The sequence below is a fragment of the Streptomyces sp. NPDC127106 genome (assembly GCF_042677605.1).
Taxonomy (GTDB): Bacteria; Actinomycetota; Actinomycetes; order Streptomycetales; family Streptomycetaceae; genus Streptomyces.
On the sequence record NZ_JBHXTC010000053.1, the window covers coordinates 21,896 to 41,163 of the forward strand.

The window sequence follows — 19,268 nt, forward strand, 5'->3', positions numbered from 1 at the left end:
TGCCTGACTGCTTCGTCAACGCAGCATGCGCCGCACACATCGATATCCCGGTCTACCGTGGCGCGGGACGCGCCACCCTGGTCATCTCCGTCGATCAAGGGGCCATGGCAGCGAGGGCACTTAATCTCCATGAACTGACCGTACAGAGGCCGGACACTCCCTGGAGCCCGATTGGGACGACGTCCCTACCCGGTGAACGTTTGCGGTCACAGCACTAGCCCGAATCGCCGAGACGACGGGTCGCGATGCCCGGCCGGTCGCGATAGGGGTAAAGCGGCACGGCGTCGACAACCTCGGGAAACTCGTCCAGGGGACTGATCGCGGGCCGGGTGCCGTGTCTCTCTGTCTCTGCCCAGTAGATCGCCGCCTTACGGTTCCACTCCCGGCGCAGGACGACGCCAGTCTCCGGAAGCCACACAATCCAGTCACCACGGCCGTGGCGGCGGCGGCGCCACAGGAAGAACAGCACGCCGCCGACGATGGTCTCCACCACGGCGAGCGGCAGGAGCAGCAGGCGGGCCGCTTCCCCGCCGGCCGGGACCAGGAGGAGCGCCACGGCCGCGCCAGTCAGCCACGCAGGCCAGTACCAGTAGGGGCGCGGCGTGAGGGTCCGGCGGTAGGTCATGAGCGCGCCGACGAGCATCCCGCCGGCCGCGACGGCAGGGAATGAAGAGTCGGTGGTAAGGGTGAGGAGGGCGCACACCACGGCACCGCCTACAAGGCCGCCTGCGGTCCTACGGTTCTGGGTCTTCGTCATGGTGTGCTCCCCCTTCGGTCTCGGTAGAGCTTCCCATGCCGCAGCGCCGAACTCCTCGGCCTTTCGGGTCGGGGGGTTCGGCGCTGCGGTCAGCGGCTCATCGGTCGACGACATCGAGGAGGATGTCGCGATGCAGGACGGTGACGACCAGACCGCGGCCGTTGTCGAGTTCGTGCGCGAGGTCCAGGGCCACGGAGGCGGCGCGGTGGCGTCCGCCGGCGCAGCCGACTGCGACCGTGACGGGGTGTTCTCCGGCCGGGCCGTTGAGGAACGCCTCGACCATGTCGGCGGCGGCCTCGGTCATCTCGCGAATTCCCTCGGTGCTGCGTACGGCCCGGCGTACGGCCTCGTCGCGGGCGGTGAGGTGCTTCAACTTCGAGTCGACGTTCGGGTCACGGAAGTGTGTGCGCAGGTCAAGGGTGATGTTCGCCTCCGGAGCCGGGCCGTGCAGGTAGCCGAACGAGATGATCCGGACGTCGTGGTGCATGGTGCTCCCTTTGTGTCGGGTGTGGTGGGCAAGTGCTGCGGCGGGGGGGGGGCCGCCGGGGGGGGGGGGGCGGCGCCGCGCCCCGACACTACGTGGGGGGGGGGGGGGCCGCGGGGGCGCGGGGCGGAAGTCCGGGGGGGGGGGGGGGGGGGGGGGGGGGGCGGCCGCCCCCGACGCCATGAGTCACAGGGTGGTCGGGGCCGCGAGGAGCGTGCGGGCCTGGGCAATGCGCTGGGCGGGGTAGTCGGTGGCGCATGCGGCGGCCTCATCGAGGGCCTCGGCGGCATCGCCTTCCAAGAGAATTCCGCTGGGATCGGTGATCAACGCGCCAAGCATGTAGAGAATGCCGCACGCCGGCGCTTCCGGGGCAGGTTCTGTCAGCTCTCGCGGGATGGGATCACGCGCGCCTGTGCGGACTCAGGGGCAAAGACGGGCACACCGCCCATGTGAGTGATGGCGCGCGCCTGCCCCCACAGTGCGTTGAAGCGGTTGTGCAGTTGCCGCGCCTCGGACAGCTGTCGGTCACGGGCGAAGTGCCGTTCCATGCTCGTGATCGCGTCCGTGAGCCACTTGATCTCGTGGCGGTAGAGGGGAAGGTGGGCGCGCTGCGGGTCGGGCTGAACGACGGACGCGGCGCCGGCGCGCTGGTACAGCAGTGCGGTCACGTCGTGGACGGTGATCAGCATCGGGCCGTAGTACGGGGCGCTCCCCAGCCACTGACGACGCAGCCGATCCGCTTCAAGTAATGCCCGTTCCAGTGCGGCAAGCTCGTCCAGGTTGATCGCGATAGCTTCCGGCTCCGGCGTGGGCGTGCTCGGGGTCGGCGTGGTCTTGTCCCTGCGGAACATGCGTCCTCCGTTGTTTGGGTCGTCTGGGTGCTGGTTTGCGGGGCACTGCGCCCCGGGGCCCCACTGCTGGGCGCCCGGGGTGTGCCGTCGTGCGGACGCCCCCGGTCGGGCTTCCTTGCTGGTTTGGTCAGGCGTCGAGCTCGCGGCCGCGGGGGCAGCCGTGGGCGATCGGGTTGGACAGCAGGGCATGTGCCTGCCGGGCGGTGGCGTGGGTCCACCAGTCCGCTTGGATCGAGGTTCCGCATGCAGTGCAGGTCCACTTGCGTCCGCCGTGCAACTGACCGGTAAGGCGCTCCTCGACCTCCTCCTCCCACGTGCTGAGGGCCTCGACGTAGGCGCCAGCAGCGAGGATGCCAACGAGAACGAGGAACACCAGGCGTAGCGCGGCGGACCCGTTATCGCTCATGAGGGCGTCCGCAACGGAGGCCGTGGAGAGGCCGACGGTGAGAGGAGCGATCAGGCGGAGCGCGGTGAACGCGGTGAGCTGGATGCGCAGGCGGACGCGGGTCCGGTCATCGAGGGGGATGTCGGTAGTGGTGACCTCGGTCATGCGCGGGAGTTCCATCAGTTTCCTTCCCTTGGGGTGCCGCCGGGGCCTCAGCTGAGACCCCGGCGGGCGGGGTGGATGATCAGGCGGTACCGGCGTGCACGGGCGCCGGGTCAGTGGTGCATTCCTCGCAGGACCCGGCGGGCTGTTCGGCGTGGTCGGGGCACGTCAGCGCCCAGGTGTGGACCGGCTCCTCGGCGGGGGTGTCTTCCTCGGCGTTGAGTTCGGCGTCGAGTTCGGCGGCCCGATTGGCGGCCTCAACCGCGCAGTCGTACGCCTCGACACACCCCTCGTCGGTGAACACGCCCGCGCCCCGTGCCCACCCTCGCGAGCGGGTGCACTCCTTGATCGGGTCACCGGTGACGTCGGGCCGGGCGGCGATCCGGTGACGGCATGTCGGAGCGGGGGTGCAGTCGGCGGCGATCCACTCGGCGCCCCCGGCGACGACGACGCGAGCGGGCTCGTTCGCTCGGTGCGTCAAGCCCTCGACGGTGCGTTCCCGTCCGTCACCGCAGACGACGCGGGAGCCGGACGGGAACCGGGGGGCCGACGCCGGCGGGGTCGGCGGCGCCTCGGTCTGGGCCGTGGTGTTCGTGTCGGGCCGCCATGCGAATACGGCCCTCAGGCTGTGGGGCTCGACCTTCCACCCGGCATTGGCGAACGCGTCGGCCAGGATCTCGACACAGACGCCGTTCCACTTGTCCTTGCGGCTGGTGATGAGGCCGGACTCGATCCAGTACGCGGCGATCCGGCCGCCCCCGCGGGGCTCGACGAGGTATCCGCGCACGGTCGGGTCTGCCTCGTCGGGGTCGGTGATCTCGGTGTGTTCGGTGACGGTGGCGGGGCGCAGCGGGCGGAGGGCCTCGCGGGCGGCGGCGACGTCCGGGTGCGTGATGTGGCTCGGGCGGCTTCCCTTGGCGGTGCCGTTGTGGTCGACGACGACGCCCTCAACGATGCGGGGCTCGGCGGGCGCGGCCTGCGCGGTCCGGGTGGCGTCGGCGGCCTCGACGGTCTCGACGAGCTGCACGACGGCGGCGGCGAGCGGGGAGGCCGCGGCCAGTCGCTCGGCCTCGGCGCGCTCCGCCATCTTCTTCACGCACTGGTCGTGAGCCAGCGACACGGGCCGGGCCTCGATCGTCTCGCGGGTGGAGAAGTGGCCGCCGGCGCGGGGGCGGATGCGGCGGTTGCAGAGCGCGTACCCGTCGGCGTCGAAGGCGTGGGCGAGGTGGAGATTCGTCTTGGTGTAGGCCCAGACCGTTCCGGCCTTGAAGTCGTGTTCAGACATGCGGTGTTGCTCCGTTTCCCGTTCGGTTCTTGCGTGCCCCAACCCTGACACAAGATGCAGTTTTACTGCAAGTGCAACTGTGAGTTGAACTGAAACTCACCCCTACGCCTCCCGAGGGGCCTGCATGCGACGGCGCCCCCGAGGAGTCCGCAGGGCGGGCCCCTCGGGGGCGCTGCACCGGGAGCTACTCCTCCGTGTCGCCGCCGCGCATCTTGCGCTCATGGCGCCGCTCGCCGTACGCCCCGGCCTCGCGGATTCCGTCGCGGGCCGCGCCGATTCCCTCGCGGCCCAGGCTCGCCGTCGACTCGATGGCCGAGGCGCCGGCGGTGGCCACCTGTCCGGCGGCTCCCGCGACTTGGCCGACCGCGCCCGCCACCGCGGCGACGGCGCCGAAGGCCGCGGCCATGGCGCCGCCGGTGGCACGCCCGGCAGGCTTGGCCGGTCCGGCGGGGGCGGCCTTGCCGGACTTCGCGGCAGCGGCGGCGGCGGCGCGGGCGGCCGGGGACTGCGCCGCGGCCGTGCCCTTGGCGACGAGAAAGCCCTCGATGTTCCCGGCCTTGAGGGTCAGCCGGAACGGCTTGCCCTCCTCGGCCTGGGAAAGGGTGTTGAGGTGTGCCGTCGTCAGGTTCTCGACCTGAAAGAAGCACTGCGCCCGGCTGCGGCGCTTGCCCGAGGCATCGGGGTGCATCTCTCCGCACGTCGCGTTGATGGTGCCGCCCGAGGGGATGAGCGTGAGCTCGCGCGGGACGTTGCCGCTTCCGCGGCTCGGGCACCGAACCGCGACGCCTGCCACGGTGAGTTTGCGGACCTTGAGCGCAGTCATTCGGGGGGCTCCTATCGAGTGGTGATGGTGGCGGTTGCGGTGGCCTTGGCGCGGCCGAACAGTCCGGCGGTGGCCGTGGCGGTGGCCGTGGCGGTCTGCGCTCCGCCGGGCCTGCGGCTCTTGACGACGGCGGCCACCAGGGCGACGACGAGGGCAAGAACGAACGCGATCTTGGCGAGGATGACCAGGGCGGCGGCGAGGGCGGCGGCGGCCTCGGCGAACACCTGGAGCGCGTAGGCGGCGAGGGCGAGCGAGGCCGAGGCGGCGGTCATCAGGAGGGCGGTGGTCTTGGCCCAGGCCGGGACGGTGCTGGGCGCCGCGGCGGGGGCCGCGGGCTCGGCGCCGGCGGGGACGGTGGCGTACACCCACACGGTGCGGCCGTCGGCGGTGCGGGCCTCGACGGCGCCCGGGACCGGGACCGGAGAGAGGAACGGGAGGGCCTCGGCCGGGTGGACGGGCATCGGCTCGGGGCGGTAGACGACGGGGGCCTCTGCGTAGCGGTGGGCGTTATTTTCCATGATCGTCCGCGCTCCTGGTCGTGATCGTTTTGTGCGGGTTTGAGGTGTCGGGATGGGCCGGTTCGAGTCGGGTTAGCGCAGGTCAGAGGCCCGTACGGGGCCGGTACGGGGCCCGCGGGGCGGGTTCGGCGTACCGGCCGGGGCGGGGTCTGTACGGAGGGCGTACCGGGCGCTGACCTGGGACGTTCCGACCCGTACGGACCCCGTACCGGGGTGCATACCTACACAATCCCGGCGGCCGTGCGGAGGTCGTCGAGGTAGAAGCCGTTCGCCCGGCCGCCCTTCGACCAGCCTCGGGAGGCGAGGCTCCGGCCGGTTCCGTCGAGGGCCGCGTCAATCGCCTTCCGCAGCTCGGTCCCGCCGGTCTGGACGTAGGCGGCCCGGTCCTCCTCCCCCACCCCCAGGGCGGCGGGCGCCCAGGTCGACGGGTCGAGCTGGGCGAGGCCGTCGAGGATGTCGGCGGTGGCCAGACGCTCGGGAAGGCTCCTGTCCTCGAACACCGCGAGGAGGTCGGCGAGGATGCCGCCGACGCGCGCGGCCCGCCCGGACTGCCCCGCGGCCTCCCCGGCGAGCGTGCCGGCCGCGATGCGCAGCGCCCGGCCGCGCTCGCAGATGGCGCGGAAGGTGGGAAGGTTGATCAGCAGGGAGCGGATGAAGCGGAGGCCGGTCTCGTCGGCGTGAATGCCCATGCCCTTGAACGCGGGGGCGAGTTCCTTGGCGTTCCAGCCGCTCGCGCTCGAACCGGTGCCGAGAATCGAGTCGCTCATCTGGTACGTGGCGCACAGGTGGGCGATGCGCTGCGGAATTGCGTCACGGATGGCGCTCGGGACGGCGTCGCCGGTCGGCTTCTGCGAGGCGAGAATCAGGATCAGGCCCGCCGCGGGGCCCACCTTGGCGAGGGTTTCGAGGGCGTCCTCGATCCGCTTGCCGTACGTGAGTTTGTCGTCCTCGTTCTCCTTGCCCTGGTTTTCGAGGTAGCGCTGAAGCTCGTCGATGATCAGGACGAGCGGGTACACCTTGTGGTCCCGCACGATTTCGGGCGTGAGCTTGCCCTCGGGGCAGACCTCGTCGGGAAGCTCGAACAGGGCGTCGTATGCCGCCTCCATCTCCTTGACGAGGTCTTCGAGGACGTGGGTCAGGCGGCGGACCGCGGGCTCGGTGACGCCCCGGACGTACGCCTCGGCGAGGAGGGCCGTCGCCGCCCAGTCCTTGCCGCCCTTGCCGTCGGCGACGATCACCCGGCACGTGGCGTCGAGGACGGCCGCAGCCGCAGCCGCGCGAGCCGTGAAGGTCTTGCCCTGCCGCGGCATGGCGCCGACCAGGAGGCCGAAGAACAGGAGCTCGATAGCGGTGATGCGGCCGGTCTCGTCCACGAACGTCGGGGCGCCGTTCCAGATATCCCACTCCTCCGCGGTGGCCAGCGGGGAGGCGACAGGGTCACCGCCGAAGGGGTGGGCGTCGGCCACGCGCATGTAGACGCAGCCCTCGTGTCCGTCCTGGCGGATGGAGAGCTGGATCGAGTCGACGGCGAGGGCGGCGGCGAGGGCCTTACGCTTCGCCGCGACCTCGGCGGCGGTCTTGCCCGACTCCCGCGGGAGCTCGAACCGTACGACGCTCGCCTTGTCGCCCGGCTCGCGGGCAATGAACCCGATGATGGTCACGCTCTCGTCATCCTTGAGGATGCCGACGTTGCGGGCCCGCAGAGCCTTGTTGAGGCCGTCGTCGGTGAGGACACCGGCCCCGGTGAAGTCGACGGCGTCGGCGATGGTGAACGTGCCGTCGGGCTCGCGGCGGATCATCTCGCGGCGGCCGAGGGCGTAGAGGATGCCGAACACCGGCAGCAGGATCGGGGAGGCCATGACCCATCCCCACGTCTCCCCCATGGCCAGGACGGCGCCCAGGTAGGTGCTGCACCCGGTGAGGCTGTAGACGGTGAGGGGCTCCCGCCGGCGGGCCCGCGCTTCCTTGCGGCGATCGGCGCGAAGGTCGGCGATGTGCTCCGGGCCTGCCTTGGTCCGCCGAACCTTGTCGGTGATCTGCCCGTACTCGGTGGCGAACAGGTAGGACCAGGCGTCGCGGATGCCGACCCGCGCGCCGAGGGCGGCGACGTTCGCCGCGCGCCACAGGTAGACCGGCGAGCGCAGCGCGTGATAGGCGGAGGCGTTGACCCACTCGGCGCGACGCTGGCGCCAGACGCCCATGTCGGTGAGGGACTCGGGGACGAGGCGGCGGAGGTTCCAGCCCTCGCGCTCGTCGAGGACCTCAAGGACCCCGGCCTCGTCGCCGAGCTGGTCGGCGGGGGCCTCGTCGACCTTGTCCAGCCGCACCGTTCCGGTGGACAGGTCCGCGATGCCGGCGGGGGTGGTGCGGACGGTCTCACGGGCCGCGCGGGCGAGGAGTTCGAGGCGGTCGAGGGTCTCGGGGTCCTGGTAGGCGGCGAGGTCGATGTACTGGGCTTCGCGCTCGCCGTACTCGGTGCTGGTGGTGGACATGCGAGGGCTTCCTTTCGGGGGCGCCCGGCCGCCGGGGGAAGCGGCCGGGCGTAGTTCAGGGGGCGAGCGCGTATTCAGCGGGAGGAGGCGGGGGCCGGGAGGTCGGCGGCGTCCAGCTCGGCGAGCGCGAGGTGAAGCCGGGCCCGGGAGGTGTCGGAGGTGACCCCGATCGCGTCCCCGTACATCAGGTTTTCGCGGGCCTGCTCGGCGGCCTCCCACGCCCTGCCGACGTGGACGTTGGCGAAGTCGGCCGTCTCGAACTTGAGGTAGACGAGGCCGAGCTCGGCGGACGCCTTGGCAAGGTGGTGGTGATCCCCGGCGGACTCGGCGTCGGCCATCTGGGCGAGCTCGCCGGCGGCGAGCCGGTACAGGTTGCGGTGGGTCGTCACTTGCCGCTCTCCTTCTTCTCCGCTTCGGCCTTCTTCTTGGCGGCCCTGCGCACGGCGAGGTCCTTGCACGCCCACTTGAGGGCGGCCGGGCCCCAGAGGATCAGGACGAGGACGAGGAGGCCGACGACGGCGGCCGGGCCCCATCCGTTCTCGGGGACGAGGCGGATCGTCATGTACGAGAACCCGAATCCAGCGGGAATCAGCAGGCGCGGCGGGGTGTGGCTCTTGGCGCTCACGGGGTGTTCTTCCTTTCGGCCTTGACGTGGTCGCGGAGGCGAGTCAGGTACTCGTTCGAGCCGCCGCCAACAGCCGCGCGGACGTTGGAGAGAGACAGTTTCGTGACGTCCTTGAGGGCGTCGGCGAGGTCACGAACCTTGGCGAGGTCGGCCTCGTCGAGGGGCTTGTCAGGCACCTTGGGAGCGGTGCGGCCAGAAGGGTGGTTCCCTTTCCGCCCAAGGGCTCCGGCCCCTCCGGAGGGTCCACCGTTGCCCTTCCCACGGCCGCTCGCGCCGCCGTTTTCGTCGCCGTCGGAGGGCGGGAAAATCTCGTCGAGGAGGTAGTCGACGGCGAGCCTGTCGGGGGTACGTTCGGCGGCGGCGAGGACGTCCTCGACGGCCTGCCGGGCTGCGAGTTCGGCGGCGAGGGTCTCGACGGTCTGCCCCACAGGGAGGGCGTGAACGCTGCGCCATGCGGTCTCCCACAGGGCGCCCGGCTTCACGCCGGCGGGGGCGGCGGAGGAGAGGTGTTCGTACCGCGTCCATACCTCGGCATGGGCGACGGCGCGGCGAGCGTCGGCCCACGCCTTGTCACGGAGGATCGAGCCGAGGGGGTGCGCGGCGATGATCTGCTCGTACTTCTCCCACGCCTCGGGGAAGAGGTGGGAGCGCTGGGCGTCCTGTGCGGCGATCTTCGCGGCCTCGACCTCGACTGCCTCGCGTGCCTTGCGGTCGGACTCCTCGCGCCGCTCGGCCTCGGCCTTGCGGCGGTGCTCAAACTCGGCCCGTCGGGCGGCGAGCTCGGCCTCGGCCTTGCGGGCGGCAGCCTCAGCGATCTTCCGCTCAGCGCGAGTCGCCTTGGCGGCCTTGGACCGGGCGCCGAACTCGTGCACCGCCCACACCGCCGGACCCGCGATCGAGCAGAACGCGCCGACGAGACCGAAGTCGAGACCGATGTCGGTGTGCGACCTGCCGTGCCAGACGTTCACCCCAGCGGCGACGGCCGCGGCGAGACCGGCGCCGACGAGGTAGTGCCAGACCATGCGGCGGGCTGCGATAGCGGCCTCGGCCTGCCGCATCATCACCCAGGCGCCCGACTCCAGAATGAGGGGGCCCAGGAGCATGAACGGGCGGGACGGCTCCCAGAACGCGAGGAGCTGCAACGGCATCGCGAACAGGAAGCACGCGATGGCGAACCAGCGGACGGCGGTTGCGGCCTTCTCGTCTCGTTCGGCGGACTCGACCTTGCGCAGCTCCTCGGCGGCGTCCTCGGCCTGTCGGGCGGCGCGGGCCTTGCGCTCGTCCTCGGCCTCCTGGGCGGCCTCGCGCTCGATGCGGTCGGCCTCGGCCTGGGCCTTGGCGATCTTCGGGGCGTCGAGGGCCTCGCGGCGCTTTCGCTCGGCCTCGGCCTGGGCGGCGGCGATCTCCGCCTCCGTGCGGATCTTGTCGGCGTTCGCGGACTGTTCGGCCCACGATGCCGACGGCTGTGCGGCGCTCACTTGTTGATCTCCTTACGGGCGCCTCGGCGGGCCAGGGCGCAAAGGGGGCAGGCGGCGAACGAGGCGCCGAAGAACTCGGCGCGCAGCCACTCGACGCACAGGAGGGAGCCGAGGGCGGCGGCGATGACGAACTCGGTCGTCTGGCCGTCGAGGTAGGAGACGGCGGCCCATCCGACAACGCCGACGAGGACGGCGGTCGAGGTGGCGATGTGGTGGACGGCGGCGACGAGTCCGGCGGCGGAGCCGCTCAGGATGTGGCGGGCGGTGGTGCTCATCGGGGGGTCTCCTCGTCGGCGTGGCGGTCGAGGGCGGCGCGGGCGCGGCGGCGGTGGTTCTCGGCGGCCCACAGGGCGGCGCATCGGGCGGCCTGGTGGGCGGTGGCCGGGTCGGTGAACCCGTGGCGGGCGAGGGTCTCGGGGGAGACGTCGCGGACCAGGGCGCACGCTGCGGCGGTCACGGGGCCGGGCGGGGCGTCGGGATTGCGGGCGCCGGCGGTGCGGCGGGGATGCTGCGGACCATCGCGGCGAGGCGGACGGCGAGGCGGCCCAGGATCAGGGCCCCGGCGACGAACGCCCCGGCCTTGACCAGGGTCACCAGGGCAGCGAACAGGGTCACGACGAAGGGGGCGGCGGCCTGGGCAAGGCCCGCGAGGACGAGGACCAGGACCAGGAGGGCGGCGGGGTGCAGCTGGTCGGCGTAGCCGAGGAGGGCGCGCAGCGCGCGGGCGGCGGTGTGGCGGGTGATCGTCACGCGGCCCACCCCCGGAGGACCTCGTCGGTCTCGTCGAGCTGGTAGCCGTCGGCGTTGTCGGCGCGCTCCATCTCGTCGGCGAGGACGAGGAGGCGGCCGTACGCCTGCGGGACGTTCACGAACCCGGCGTCGATCATGTCGACGAGGGCGGCGACCCGGGCGGCCTCGTCCTCGAACGCGGCGAAGAGGGCCGCGGCGTGGTCGGCGTCGCTCAGGTCGTCGGCGATCTTGTACTCGTGACCGGTGACGAGGTCGACGTCGAGGCCGATCACGGCGGAGACGTCCAGCCGCGCCGACTCGTCGAGGAAGCGGGCGGCCGTGGCGATTCGCGGAATCGGACCGGATTCGGGCATGGTGGTGCTCACGCGGATCAACTCCCTGTTTCAGGCTGGTGAGTCGAGCCCGCTTAGCGGCCCCTTTGCGTGGACTAGACGCATGGGGCCGCGCCCTTTTGGGCAGCGGGCCGCACTTTCCGCCTCCGCCATTCCTAGGAATGGGGCGGCTGGTAAGACCATGACACTCTGCGGAACCACTGTCAACCATTCCTAGGAATGTGCTGTACTGAATACACCCGACGGGAGGAAGTGGGAGGCATGGCCGGTAAGTGGCAAGCGTTGGCCGACAGGCTCGAACGCGAGATCAACGAGGGGGTGTATCAGCCCGGAGACCCCTTGCCGCAGATCCTTGATCAGGTGGCGGCCGGCGCGGGGGCAAAGGCGACCGTGAGCCGTGCCTATCAGGAGCTTGAGGCTAAGGGGCTGGTGACCTCTCGCCGCGGCCACGGAACGGTGGTGCGCGACCGCAGCCGTGTGCGGGTGCCGCTGAATCGGTTCGAGCGCGTCCTCGACCCCGGCGGGACCCGGGGCCCCTGGGAGGCCGCCACCGCCGAACAGGGCCTAGACGGGCGGATGGAAGTCGCCACCCCGGCCGCGGAGACGCTCGACGCTCCCGCCGATGTCGCCGAGCTCCTGGAACTCGACCCCGGCGCCCCGGCGGTTCGCCGCCGGCGCCGCGCACTGATCGGCTCGGACGTCGTCGCCCTGCAAGAAGCGTGGTACCCCCTCGACGTCGCCCAAGCGGCGAACCTCGACCGGCCCGAAAAGATCACGGGCGGAGTCCTCGCCGCCCTCCTCGCCGCCGGTCTCCTACCAGCCTCGGCCGACGAGTACGTGACCGCCGAGGAGCCGACACCACAGCAGGCCGCCCAGTTGGTCATAGGAGCGCGGGTGTCGGTCCTGGTGATCGACCGCGTCACGAAGGACCGCACCGGCCGGGCAATCGAGCTCGTCCGGGTCACGGGCGCGTCCGACCGGCTGCAACTGGTGTACTCCCCCCTCCCCCTCCAGGTCCGTGCACCCCGCAGGGGCCGCGGCTCCAGTTCGTGACCGAGCGCTCGGGAGGCCCAAGAGCCTTGCGCCCCTTGATGTCCGGATTTCCGGACACGGCCTTTCCGCCGGCTGCGGCAACGTCGATGGGGGCGGCGCGCCACGCGGCATCGCTCGACTGATCACCAACCCGTCCGCAGGACGAGCGCCCGGCCCCGGAAGGGGTCGGGCGCTCTTGCGTTCCCCAGCGCCACCCCCCGCCGTCCGAACGGGTGATTCCCCCCTCGCGTACGCGGGCGCAGCCTGATGGTGTGCGCCCAACTCGACCCGTTTCAGGCTGACTTGACGGGTCTATACCGCTCTGTCACGTTTCCATCCAGCCACTCAGGCGCACCGAGAGAGAGGTCGATCACCCCATGGCACGACTTACCGAGTACGACGAGAGGCAGGCCGCTGGGCGGCTTCGCGTGGCGATCACGGCGTTCCGCTGGGCCGTGCACGCGGGGATCGTGCCCCGGCCGGACTGTGCCGGACCGGCATGGTCCCGGGCGGCGGTCGAGGCGATGGACCGGGGCGCCGTCGAGGCAGGGATGCCCAGTGATCCGCTGTCCGGCCGGCAGGCCGCGGACCGGATCGCCGAGGCCCTCGGTACGCCGAACGTTCCCGGCGAGCCCTCGGCTGTCACCGCGTTCGTCGTGCGCCGCTTCACGGCGGCCGGGTTGCTCACCGAGCTGTCGGCCAACCCTGACGGCTCCCTCGTCCACCCGTCCCAGGTGGCGGAGGTCTGCGCCCGCCCGGATCTGGCCGAACTCGTCGCGGGCGCCTCACCGCTCGGCCCGGATCAGGCCGCGGCTCGCCTCGGCGTTCGACGTTCCGACTGGGATCACATGGTGCGCCTGAAGTGGATCACACCGGCCGAGTGGCGGGAGGTTCAGTTCGGAACCAGCAGGGCCGGGGCGGTCAACGTGCCCATGTACCGGGTGGCCGATGTCGATGCTCTGCCCGCCGCTCATCCCGAGGTCGATTGGCCCGCGCTGCGTGCCGCCGGGAAGGGGCGGCGGTCCCCGCTCGCTGAGGTGGCGAACTAGTCCCGCGGCGACGCACAGCAAGAGGCCCCGCCCCGGGAACGACTTCGGGGCGGGGCCTCTGCGCGTACCTCAGGGGCCGGACACCAGGGCCACGACGAGCACCTCGCGGCGGGCATCGTCGATGCGGTAGAGGACGCTCGTCCACGCGGGACGGCCGCCGACGGTGAGTAGGGCGGTGTAGAGGCCGCCGACGCGGTCGGGGTAGAGCTCGCCGAGGTGGTGCGGGGCGTCGGCGAGCCGGGCCTCGAACTTGAGGACGGCGGCCCGTTCGTCGGGGGTCGCCGTGGCGAGAGCGGCCCGGCCGGTGTCGCTGTAGACGACGGACCAGGAGGAGGAGCCGGCGGTCACCGGCCGAGCTCCTGGGGGGCGTCGAGGATGTCGGCAGACGTCCACCGGGGGGCGGCCGGGTCGGCGCTCGCGGCAACAGCAGCAAGGATCGTGGGGTTAGTCCGCATGACGAGCCGGTGCCGCCAAGTACGGACGAGGGTGGCGTACGCCTCCGGGTCGTCGAGGTCCAGCTCGCCGAGGGCAGCCTCGAAAGCCTCGCGGTCTGCGGAACTGGCCGCGGCGAGGGCGGCGCGCAGTTGGGTGACCGTGCGTGGGCCGCCGGCGGGATAAGTGTGGAACGGGTCGAGCGGCGGCTCGGCGGGTGCTGCGCTCACGCCTCGGCCCTCCTCACGCGGAAGTGGACGGCGCCGCTCTCGGGGTCGGTCGTCTCCTCGTACTGCGCGCCCGTGGCTTCCAGTTGGGCGCGGTACACGTCGGCGGCCGGGGTCTTGCCCTGGCTCGCCGTGCCCGCGATCAGCGGGTGTCCGGTGGCGTTGGGGCGGCTCTCCTGCGTCATATCAGGCTCCTTCTGCCTTGGCAGTGAGGGTGAGGCGGTTACGGGTTTCGAGCTCGGCCGCGGCCTGTCGGGGGATGACGAGAACCCCGTCGAGGAGGGCGCGCGCCTTGATGTACGCGGCCTGTCGCTCATGTTCTCCGCCGCTCTCGTCGAGTGCGATTTCGAGGAGGCCGCGGGCCTTGGCGACTGCGGCGCGTTCCGGGTGGGGAACGTGCCGGGTGCCGGTCTTGCGGGCGTGTTCGTCTGCGGCCCGCCAGGCAATTTTGAGGGCGCTCACGGCCGCCCGGTAAGCGGCGAGGTCGTCCCCCCTGCGGGCGTCGCTGGCGGCATCCATGGCGTGCAGAAGTGCGGCGGTCTGGGGGACGGTGACGTCATCGAGCGTCGGGCGGTCGAGGAAGGCGAGGACGTCGCAGACGTATTCGCCGTATGCCTGGGTGACCTCGTCGTGGTCGGCCTCGATGGCCTGTCGGCGGCTGAGCTGGGCGGTGGCGCGCTCGCGGAGTGTGGCCGTTCGGCGACGGTGCCGATTGCCGAGTGTGGCAGCCGGGACGGCGACGGCTGCGGTTGCTCCGAGGCCGAGGGCCGTCCAGAGCACCCAGGCCGGCACGAGGGCCCCGCCCTCGGTGGGGTCGTCGCTGGGTGTGGATCGCGTCGGGGCGTCGGTGCCGAGAACGAGATCGGCGATCTCTCTGGGCCACATGAGGGCGGCCGTTGCGAGGCCGCCGAGGGCGAGCGCCCGAAGCGCTCTGCCGAACTCGCCGCGTCCGTAGGAGTGGAGCGCCGCCCATGCAGTTCCGAGGGCGGCGGCGCCGCCTAGGAGGGAGAGACTCCAGTCGACCCACTCGGTCATGGCGTCAGGCCGCAGCTCGCGAGCTCTTGCCCTTGGCCGCCGCTTCCTTGCGCGCCTTGCGGTTGTCGGCGGCTTCGGCGAGCCATCCGGGGTGCTGCTTCTCTACGAGGTCCCGAAGGTACTGGGCGGCAATGCCGGCCTTCCGGGCGACCGCGGACAGGTGTCCGTATTCGTCTGAGGTGATGGCCTGGGCTACGGCCTCCGCGAGTAGTGCCGCGTTGTCCTTCTCGGCCTGTTCCTTGGACCGTTCGGCCTTCTTGCGGAGCGTGTCGAGGATGTCGGTAGTCATGGGGTGAGGATGACACGTTCGCAGATACGCTGCAAGCAACACTTGCAGTTGGACTGCGACCGTGGAAGAGTGTTCGGTGATCGGGGCCCTTAACCACCGCACCGATCTATCAGTCGTTATGAGTCCAGCTCACAAACTGTGGGGGCGAAGCATATGGGGAAGTTCGCTAGCACCATGAGTTCGACCGAGTCGACGCTCCGGGTGACGGTGGCCGCCCTGATGCGGGCGTGCGGCGAGAACCAGACGCGATTGGCCGAGGGTCTCCGGATCACTCAGGGTCAGCTCAGCCGGAAGCAGAACGGGCGGGCGGCGTGGTCCTTCGGTGATCTCGACCTGTTGTCCAAGCACTACGGCGTTCCGGTTCCGGATCTTGTGGCCGGTCCGTCGCACGCGGTTAGCAAGTTGCCGCACGTCCGGTTGGCGCAGACGGTCGGCGGCACCCAAGAGGTGTTCACGGTCTAGAACGCCCGGTCACAGGCGGTATCCGCACCATCGCACGTGCGGCGGGGTTTACCCCTAGTTCGGCTCCAATCATGCGGAAAGCCCCATCGGGGGTGTGTCGGGAGTTACCAGCTCCCGCCCGATGAGGCTCTCCGCATGACCCTGCTCTAGGTCTACTGCGATTGTGCCACGCGACGCCGGGCGCTACACCGCGGAGGCCGGAAAGGCTCATTCGTGGCACCACATCGGGACATCAACCCGGACAACTGCGAAAATTGCCGCCGCGTTTTTGCGGCACTCGAAGATCACCAGATCGCCGCCCCCGAGACGTGGCTCACCACGGTGGAGATCGGAAAGGTGGTCGGCCTCAAGAAGCGCGCCACTCAGGATCACCTGGGCCACCTGTTCGCGAAGGGCCGGATCGACGCGGACCGCCGTACGCCGCTCGTCGGCGGAATCGGTCAGCCGCTGCTGCCGGGGGCCCAGCAGTGGGCGGCGGCCATCGTGGCACCCGACCCGACGTGCGCCAAGTGCCTGGTAGCCCTCGCCGCGTTCGGCTGGGAGGGGCAAATCCACTGGGATGAGCTCGCCGCAGCCGCGGGAGTTTCGAAGCGGACGGCCGAGCGGCACCGGGCGCACCTGATCGCCGCGGACCTCGTCGCGTTCCGCGCGGTGCCGGTGACGGGGGAGGACGGAAAGAACTACGGCCGCAAGCCGGACCGCTTCACCCTCATGAGTGGGCTCACCGCGCCCAAGCTCGTCGGGGCCGCGTGGGACGAGGCGCCGGCGGTGGCGGCCCGGGTCATCGAGCGTGTCCGCTGGTTCGTCGGCTACACCGAGGATGCGCGCTCGAACGCGGTCAAGTCGGTGACGTGGTGCCTGCGGAACGGGTGGCCGGAGGAGGCCCTCCTCCGGGCGCTGGACGCGTCCGAGAACCGGCAGGCGTACAACCCCGGCGGCTACCTGTCGAAGCTGCTGCAAAAGCTCCCGACGGAGTACGTCGTACCGGCCCGCCAGGTGGCCCGGGGCGAGGTGGCGGAACGGCAGGTCGACTGTCCGATCTGCGACACCCCGTTCAAGACCAAGATGCCCGGCCGTGTGCTCTGCGGCGGCGGCGTCTGCCTGCGGCCCGAGCTCGCCGTGATCCAGCCCGACGCCCGCGTATTCAAGATCGCCTGAGAGGAGCCGTGCACAGTATGGGAAAGGTCATCGACGCCATGAAGTCGCGGTTCCAGACCCGCGACATCCCCAAGACGATCAAAGGCCGTTTCAACGCCTTGATGCGCAAGGAAAAGGGCGACACCGCCAAGGTGGCGGAGCGTCTCGGCGTCACGCGCCGCACGGTGCAGCGGTACGTCAAGGGCGAGCGGGACATCAGCAAGAGCAAGCCTGAGGTTCTCGACCGCCTCACCCAGGAAGTGTCCAAGGACCACCAGCCGCGCGTACGGGCCAAGGCCGAGGCCGAGGCCAAGGAGCGCGGACTCTACGTCGAGACGCGGGCGCGGTTCGGATTCACCGCCGCCGGCGAGACGACGGACGATGCCCGGATGCGGCGCCTCACCGAGGACGTCCCCGACGACTTGATCCCCGGGATCTTCGAAGCGCTGCGCAACGGCGACGAGGACGAGGCCCGGAAGCTCGTCGCCGAGGGCCTCGCCCGAGAGTACTTCCGCGAGCCGGACACCGAGGGTGTGCGCGGGCTCGACGTCGAGTTCACCGACATTGATTACATCGAACTGGACTACCGGTGATGACCATGTCTGAGACCACCTACACCGCGCCGCTCCTGGTCCTCGACGCTCCTTCGGGTTCCCTCGTCGCCCACCGGCCGGACGTCCAGCGGTTCGACGTCCCGGCGGCCGTCGTCGACCTGCCGTCCGCCGCCGAGTGGGCCCTCGCGTACGGCCTGGGCGCCCCGAAGCTGTCGGAGTTCGGCGAGGACTCCGCGCCGCTCCTGGTCCTCACCGAGTCCGCGGTCGAGGCCCTCGGCCTCCCGGTGCAGCTCGACGACCGTAAGAGGCTGCGCGTGCCGGACGATCACCCGGCCGTCAAGGGTGTGGAAGAGGCGGGGTGGACCATGTCGCGGGCGGGTCTGGGCGCCTGGACGTTCCTGTACCGGGGCCGCGACGAGGTCCGTATCGCCGTGGTGCCGTGGGGTGCGTTCGGCGAGCACATGCGGTGGGGCGACATGGATGTCGTCGCCGTCGACCCGTCGGCGCTCGCATACACCCTCGGCCTCTACGCCGAGCGGGTCGTGAGCCCGACCGGCTCGACCGCCGGGTGCAGCCTCACCCTGATGGAGTCCGTACGTCCTCGAACCCGTCTGATCTTCGACCAGGGGACGCGCCGGATGCGGCGGGTCCCGGTGCCCGGGTCTCTCTCGGAGCCGGTCGACCCCGCGCCGCCCGAGGCGCCCGACGAGCACCCCCTCGCCGCCGAGCGGACGCGCGAGGAGGCTAAAAGTTCGGCGCACGTCCTCAACGAGGAGGCCCTCGCCTGGTACCGGGAGCCGACCGAGCACGAGACCGGCGCGCCCTATGTCGTCGGCCTTGATCTCAACGTGGCGTTCCTGGCGGCGGCGAACCGCCTTACCGTCGGCATGGGTCCGGCCGTCTATACCGACGGCCCGCGGTTCGACAAAAAGGTGCCCGGGTCGTGGCTGGTCGACCTGTCCGGCGTCACGTTGCGGACCAAGCACCTGGCCACCAAGGAATGGATGCCCCTTCCGGACACCTTCCCCTCGCCGTTCACGCCGACCGGCAAGGCGCCAACGGGCCCGGCCTGGTACTCGACGCAGACTCTCGCCTACGCCGTCGAGCTCGGCATCGACGTCCAGCCCACCGCCGCGTGGCTGCGCCCGGAGTCGGGTGGGTACCTCGACCTGTGGCACAACCGGCTACGGGATGCGTACATGGCCACCCTCGCGGATCTCGGCGTGACGCCCGACATGGACGAGGAGGCGTTCCTCGCGGCCATGTCGACGATCAAGGAGCGCGACCCTGAGGCCGTCGCGCTGCTGTCCGCGATCAAGCAGACCGCAAAGGGCGGCATCGGCAAGATGCGGGAGCGGCCCCAGGGCAAGCGGGCTGGGAAGTTCGCCCCGTGGCCGGCACTCAAGCGTCCGACGTGGCGGCCCGACATCCGGGCGGCGGTGATCAGCGCGGCCCGGGTCGGCGCCCACCGGAAGATGGCCAAGACGTGGGCGGCCACCGGCCTTGTCCCGCTCGCGGTGCTCTCCGACTGCGTGATCTACCCGTCCGGCCACCCGACGGCCCGCGCGGTGGTGCCGCGTAAGCCGGATGGAACGCCGCTGCCGGGCGGTTTCCGCCTCGGCCCGAATCCCGGGTTCGTCAAGCAGGAGGGCGTTCGCTCGATGGACTGGTACCGGGAGATGGTCGCCAAGGAGGCGAATCCCGCGCGGTTCATCAAGGAAGGGAAGGATGCGGGCCGCGAGGAGTGAGCACCGCGGCATGATGCCGCGGCCGGCGGCGCTCGAACTAGTCACTCGACCGAACGGAGAAAGCCCCCATGACTCACCACCAGGACCACACGACCGACCAGGACACGCGCCCCGTCATTTTTGTCGTTGACGAGGCGGCGCGGATCGTGCAGGACGCGCGGAAGGGCTCCCCGGAGGAGGAGATCATCCGTCTCCTGTCCACCCCTCGGGGGCCGAAGCGGTCGTAGCTTCCAGGGCATGAGATAGGGGAGGGGGGGGGGGGGGGGCGCCCGCGCCCCCCCCCACGCCCCGGGGGGCCCCCCCCACGGCACCCCCAAACACCAAATAAAAATTTACATATTTTATGTGTATTAAATTATAT

General features: G+C 71.0%; 28 protein-coding genes. 7 read left to right on the forward strand and 21 right to left on the reverse strand.

The window, feature by feature from the left end; translation table 11 throughout:
• Positions 1–214 precede the first annotated feature (214 nt).
• From ACFVGY_RS30610 to ACFVGY_RS30685, 16 genes are all read right to left on the reverse strand, one after another.
• Positions 215–757, reverse strand: coding sequence for a hypothetical protein (locus ACFVGY_RS30610; RefSeq protein WP_385683371.1), 543 nt, complete (start codon positions 755–757; stop codon positions 215–217).
• A gap of 97 nt (positions 758–854) precedes the next feature.
• Positions 855–1,244, reverse strand: a complete 390-nt coding sequence (locus ACFVGY_RS30615) for an ATPase (RefSeq protein WP_385683374.1) — start codon at positions 1,242–1,244, stop codon at positions 855–857.
• 183 nt (positions 1,245–1,427) lie between these two features.
• Positions 1,428–1,568: a hypothetical protein gene (locus ACFVGY_RS30620; protein WP_385683377.1), complete on the reverse strand. Its 141-nt coding sequence runs from the start codon at positions 1,566–1,568 to the stop codon at positions 1,428–1,430.
• A 53-nt stretch (positions 1,569–1,621) separates the two neighbouring features.
• Entirely contained in the window at positions 1,622–2,092 is a 471-nt protein-coding gene (locus ACFVGY_RS30625; RefSeq protein ID WP_385683380.1) for a hypothetical protein, read from the reverse strand.
• Between the two features lie 127 nt (positions 2,093–2,219).
• Positions 2,220–2,657, reverse strand: coding sequence for a hypothetical protein (locus ACFVGY_RS30630; RefSeq protein ID WP_385683383.1), 438 nt, complete (start codon positions 2,655–2,657; stop codon positions 2,220–2,222).
• Between the two features lie 64 nt (positions 2,658–2,721).
• Positions 2,722–3,924, reverse strand: coding sequence for a hypothetical protein (locus ACFVGY_RS30635; RefSeq protein WP_385683385.1), 1,203 nt, complete (start codon positions 3,922–3,924; stop codon positions 2,722–2,724).
• Positions 3,925–4,108: 184 nt separating this feature from the next.
• On the reverse strand, positions 4,109–4,747 hold the full coding sequence (locus ACFVGY_RS30640; RefSeq protein ID WP_385683388.1) for a hypothetical protein: 639 nt from the start codon (positions 4,745–4,747) through the stop codon (positions 4,109–4,111).
• Between the two features lie 11 nt (positions 4,748–4,758).
• Positions 4,759–5,265, reverse strand: a complete 507-nt coding sequence (locus ACFVGY_RS30645) for a hypothetical protein (protein ID WP_385683391.1) — start codon at positions 5,263–5,265, stop codon at positions 4,759–4,761.
• 221 nt (positions 5,266–5,486) lie between these two features.
• On the reverse strand, positions 5,487–7,757 hold the full coding sequence (locus ACFVGY_RS30650) for a hypothetical protein (protein WP_385683394.1): 2,271 nt from the start codon (positions 7,755–7,757) through the stop codon (positions 5,487–5,489).
• Between the two features lie 74 nt (positions 7,758–7,831).
• Positions 7,832–8,146: a hypothetical protein gene (locus ACFVGY_RS30655; RefSeq protein ID WP_385683397.1), complete on the reverse strand. Its 315-nt coding sequence runs from the start codon at positions 8,144–8,146 to the stop codon at positions 7,832–7,834.
• Complete coding sequence (locus ACFVGY_RS30660; RefSeq protein WP_385683400.1) at positions 8,143–8,382, reverse strand: hypothetical protein; 240 nt, start codon at positions 8,380–8,382, stop codon at positions 8,143–8,145. Before ACFVGY_RS30660 ends, ACFVGY_RS30655 begins: the two co-directional genes overlap by 4 nt.
• A complete protein-coding gene (locus ACFVGY_RS30665; RefSeq protein WP_385683402.1) occupies positions 8,379–9,860 on the reverse strand; it encodes a hypothetical protein in 1,482 nt (493 codons plus the stop codon). Before ACFVGY_RS30665 ends, ACFVGY_RS30660 begins: the two co-directional genes overlap by 4 nt.
• Complete coding sequence (locus ACFVGY_RS30670) at positions 9,857–10,135, reverse strand: hypothetical protein (RefSeq protein WP_385683405.1); 279 nt, start codon at positions 10,133–10,135, stop codon at positions 9,857–9,859. Before ACFVGY_RS30670 ends, ACFVGY_RS30665 begins: the two co-directional genes overlap by 4 nt.
• Positions 10,132–10,317 (reverse strand): hypothetical protein, encoded by a 186-nt coding sequence (locus ACFVGY_RS30675; RefSeq protein ID WP_385683408.1) that lies wholly within the window; start codon positions 10,315–10,317, stop codon positions 10,132–10,134. The genes ACFVGY_RS30670 and ACFVGY_RS30675 overlap by 4 nt, the downstream gene beginning before the upstream one ends.
• Positions 10,314–10,610, reverse strand: a complete 297-nt coding sequence (locus ACFVGY_RS30680) for a hypothetical protein (RefSeq protein ID WP_385683411.1) — start codon at positions 10,608–10,610, stop codon at positions 10,314–10,316. The genes ACFVGY_RS30675 and ACFVGY_RS30680 overlap by 4 nt, the downstream gene beginning before the upstream one ends.
• Positions 10,607–10,975, reverse strand: coding sequence for a hypothetical protein (locus ACFVGY_RS30685; protein WP_385683414.1), 369 nt, complete (start codon positions 10,973–10,975; stop codon positions 10,607–10,609). The genes ACFVGY_RS30680 and ACFVGY_RS30685 overlap by 4 nt, the downstream gene beginning before the upstream one ends.
• A 228-nt stretch (positions 10,976–11,203) precedes the next feature.
• Between ACFVGY_RS30685 and ACFVGY_RS30690 the strand changes: the two genes are divergently transcribed.
• The gene (locus ACFVGY_RS30690) at positions 11,204–11,995 is read left to right on the forward strand and encodes a GntR family transcriptional regulator (protein WP_385683417.1); all 792 of its coding nucleotides are present in this window, start codon (positions 11,204–11,206) and stop codon (positions 11,993–11,995) included.
• A 356-nt stretch (positions 11,996–12,351) separates the two neighbouring features.
• On the forward strand, positions 12,352–13,023 hold the full coding sequence (locus tag ACFVGY_RS30695) for a hypothetical protein (RefSeq protein ID WP_385683420.1): 672 nt from the start codon (positions 12,352–12,354) through the stop codon (positions 13,021–13,023).
• A gap of 69 nt (positions 13,024–13,092) precedes the next feature.
• On the opposite strand, the gene ACFVGY_RS30700 is transcribed toward ACFVGY_RS30695, so the two are convergent.
• Genes ACFVGY_RS30700 through ACFVGY_RS30720 form a run of 5 tightly spaced genes read right to left on the reverse strand, consistent with a single transcriptional unit; the run spans position 13,093 to position 15,006 of the window.
• A complete protein-coding gene (locus ACFVGY_RS30700; protein ID WP_385683423.1) occupies positions 13,093–13,371 on the reverse strand; it encodes a type II toxin-antitoxin system RelE/ParE family toxin in 279 nt (92 codons plus the stop codon).
• Positions 13,368–13,685, reverse strand: a complete 318-nt coding sequence (locus tag ACFVGY_RS30705) for a hypothetical protein (RefSeq protein WP_385683426.1) — start codon at positions 13,683–13,685, stop codon at positions 13,368–13,370. Before ACFVGY_RS30705 ends, ACFVGY_RS30700 begins: the two co-directional genes overlap by 4 nt.
• Entirely contained in the window at positions 13,682–13,867 is a 186-nt protein-coding gene (locus tag ACFVGY_RS30710; protein ID WP_385683429.1) for a hypothetical protein, read from the reverse strand. Before ACFVGY_RS30710 ends, ACFVGY_RS30705 begins: the two co-directional genes overlap by 4 nt.
• Position 13,868: 1 nt before the next feature.
• The gene (locus tag ACFVGY_RS30715) at positions 13,869–14,717 is read right to left on the reverse strand and encodes a hypothetical protein (RefSeq protein ID WP_385683432.1); all 849 of its coding nucleotides are present in this window, start codon (positions 14,715–14,717) and stop codon (positions 13,869–13,871) included.
• A gap of 4 nt (positions 14,718–14,721) precedes the next feature.
• Complete coding sequence (locus tag ACFVGY_RS30720; protein ID WP_385683434.1) at positions 14,722–15,006, reverse strand: hypothetical protein; 285 nt, start codon at positions 15,004–15,006, stop codon at positions 14,722–14,724.
• 174 nt (positions 15,007–15,180) lie between these two features.
• Here ACFVGY_RS30720 and ACFVGY_RS30725 point away from each other — a divergent pair, with 174 nt between their 5' ends.
• From ACFVGY_RS30725 to ACFVGY_RS30745, 5 genes are all read left to right on the forward strand, one after another.
• The gene (locus ACFVGY_RS30725; RefSeq protein WP_385683437.1) at positions 15,181–15,468 is read left to right on the forward strand and encodes a helix-turn-helix domain-containing protein; all 288 of its coding nucleotides are present in this window, start codon (positions 15,181–15,183) and stop codon (positions 15,466–15,468) included.
• A 213-nt stretch (positions 15,469–15,681) separates the two neighbouring features.
• A complete protein-coding gene (locus ACFVGY_RS30730) occupies positions 15,682–16,626 on the forward strand; it encodes a hypothetical protein (RefSeq protein ID WP_385683440.1) in 945 nt (314 codons plus the stop codon).
• A gap of 17 nt (positions 16,627–16,643) precedes the next feature.
• Positions 16,644–17,198 carry a telomere-protecting terminal protein Tpg gene (gene tpg / locus ACFVGY_RS30735; protein WP_385683464.1) on the forward strand — a complete coding sequence of 185 codons (555 nt, stop codon included), beginning with the start codon at positions 16,644–16,646 and terminating at the stop codon, positions 17,196–17,198.
• Complete coding sequence (gene tap / locus ACFVGY_RS30740) at positions 17,198–18,907, forward strand: telomere-associated protein Tap (RefSeq protein ID WP_385683442.1); 1,710 nt, start codon at positions 17,198–17,200, stop codon at positions 18,905–18,907. The genes tpg and tap overlap by 1 nt, the downstream gene beginning before the upstream one ends.
• A gap of 68 nt (positions 18,908–18,975) precedes the next feature.
• A complete protein-coding gene (locus tag ACFVGY_RS30745; protein ID WP_385683445.1) occupies positions 18,976–19,134 on the forward strand; it encodes a hypothetical protein in 159 nt (52 codons plus the stop codon).
• Positions 19,135–19,268 lie beyond the last annotated feature (134 nt).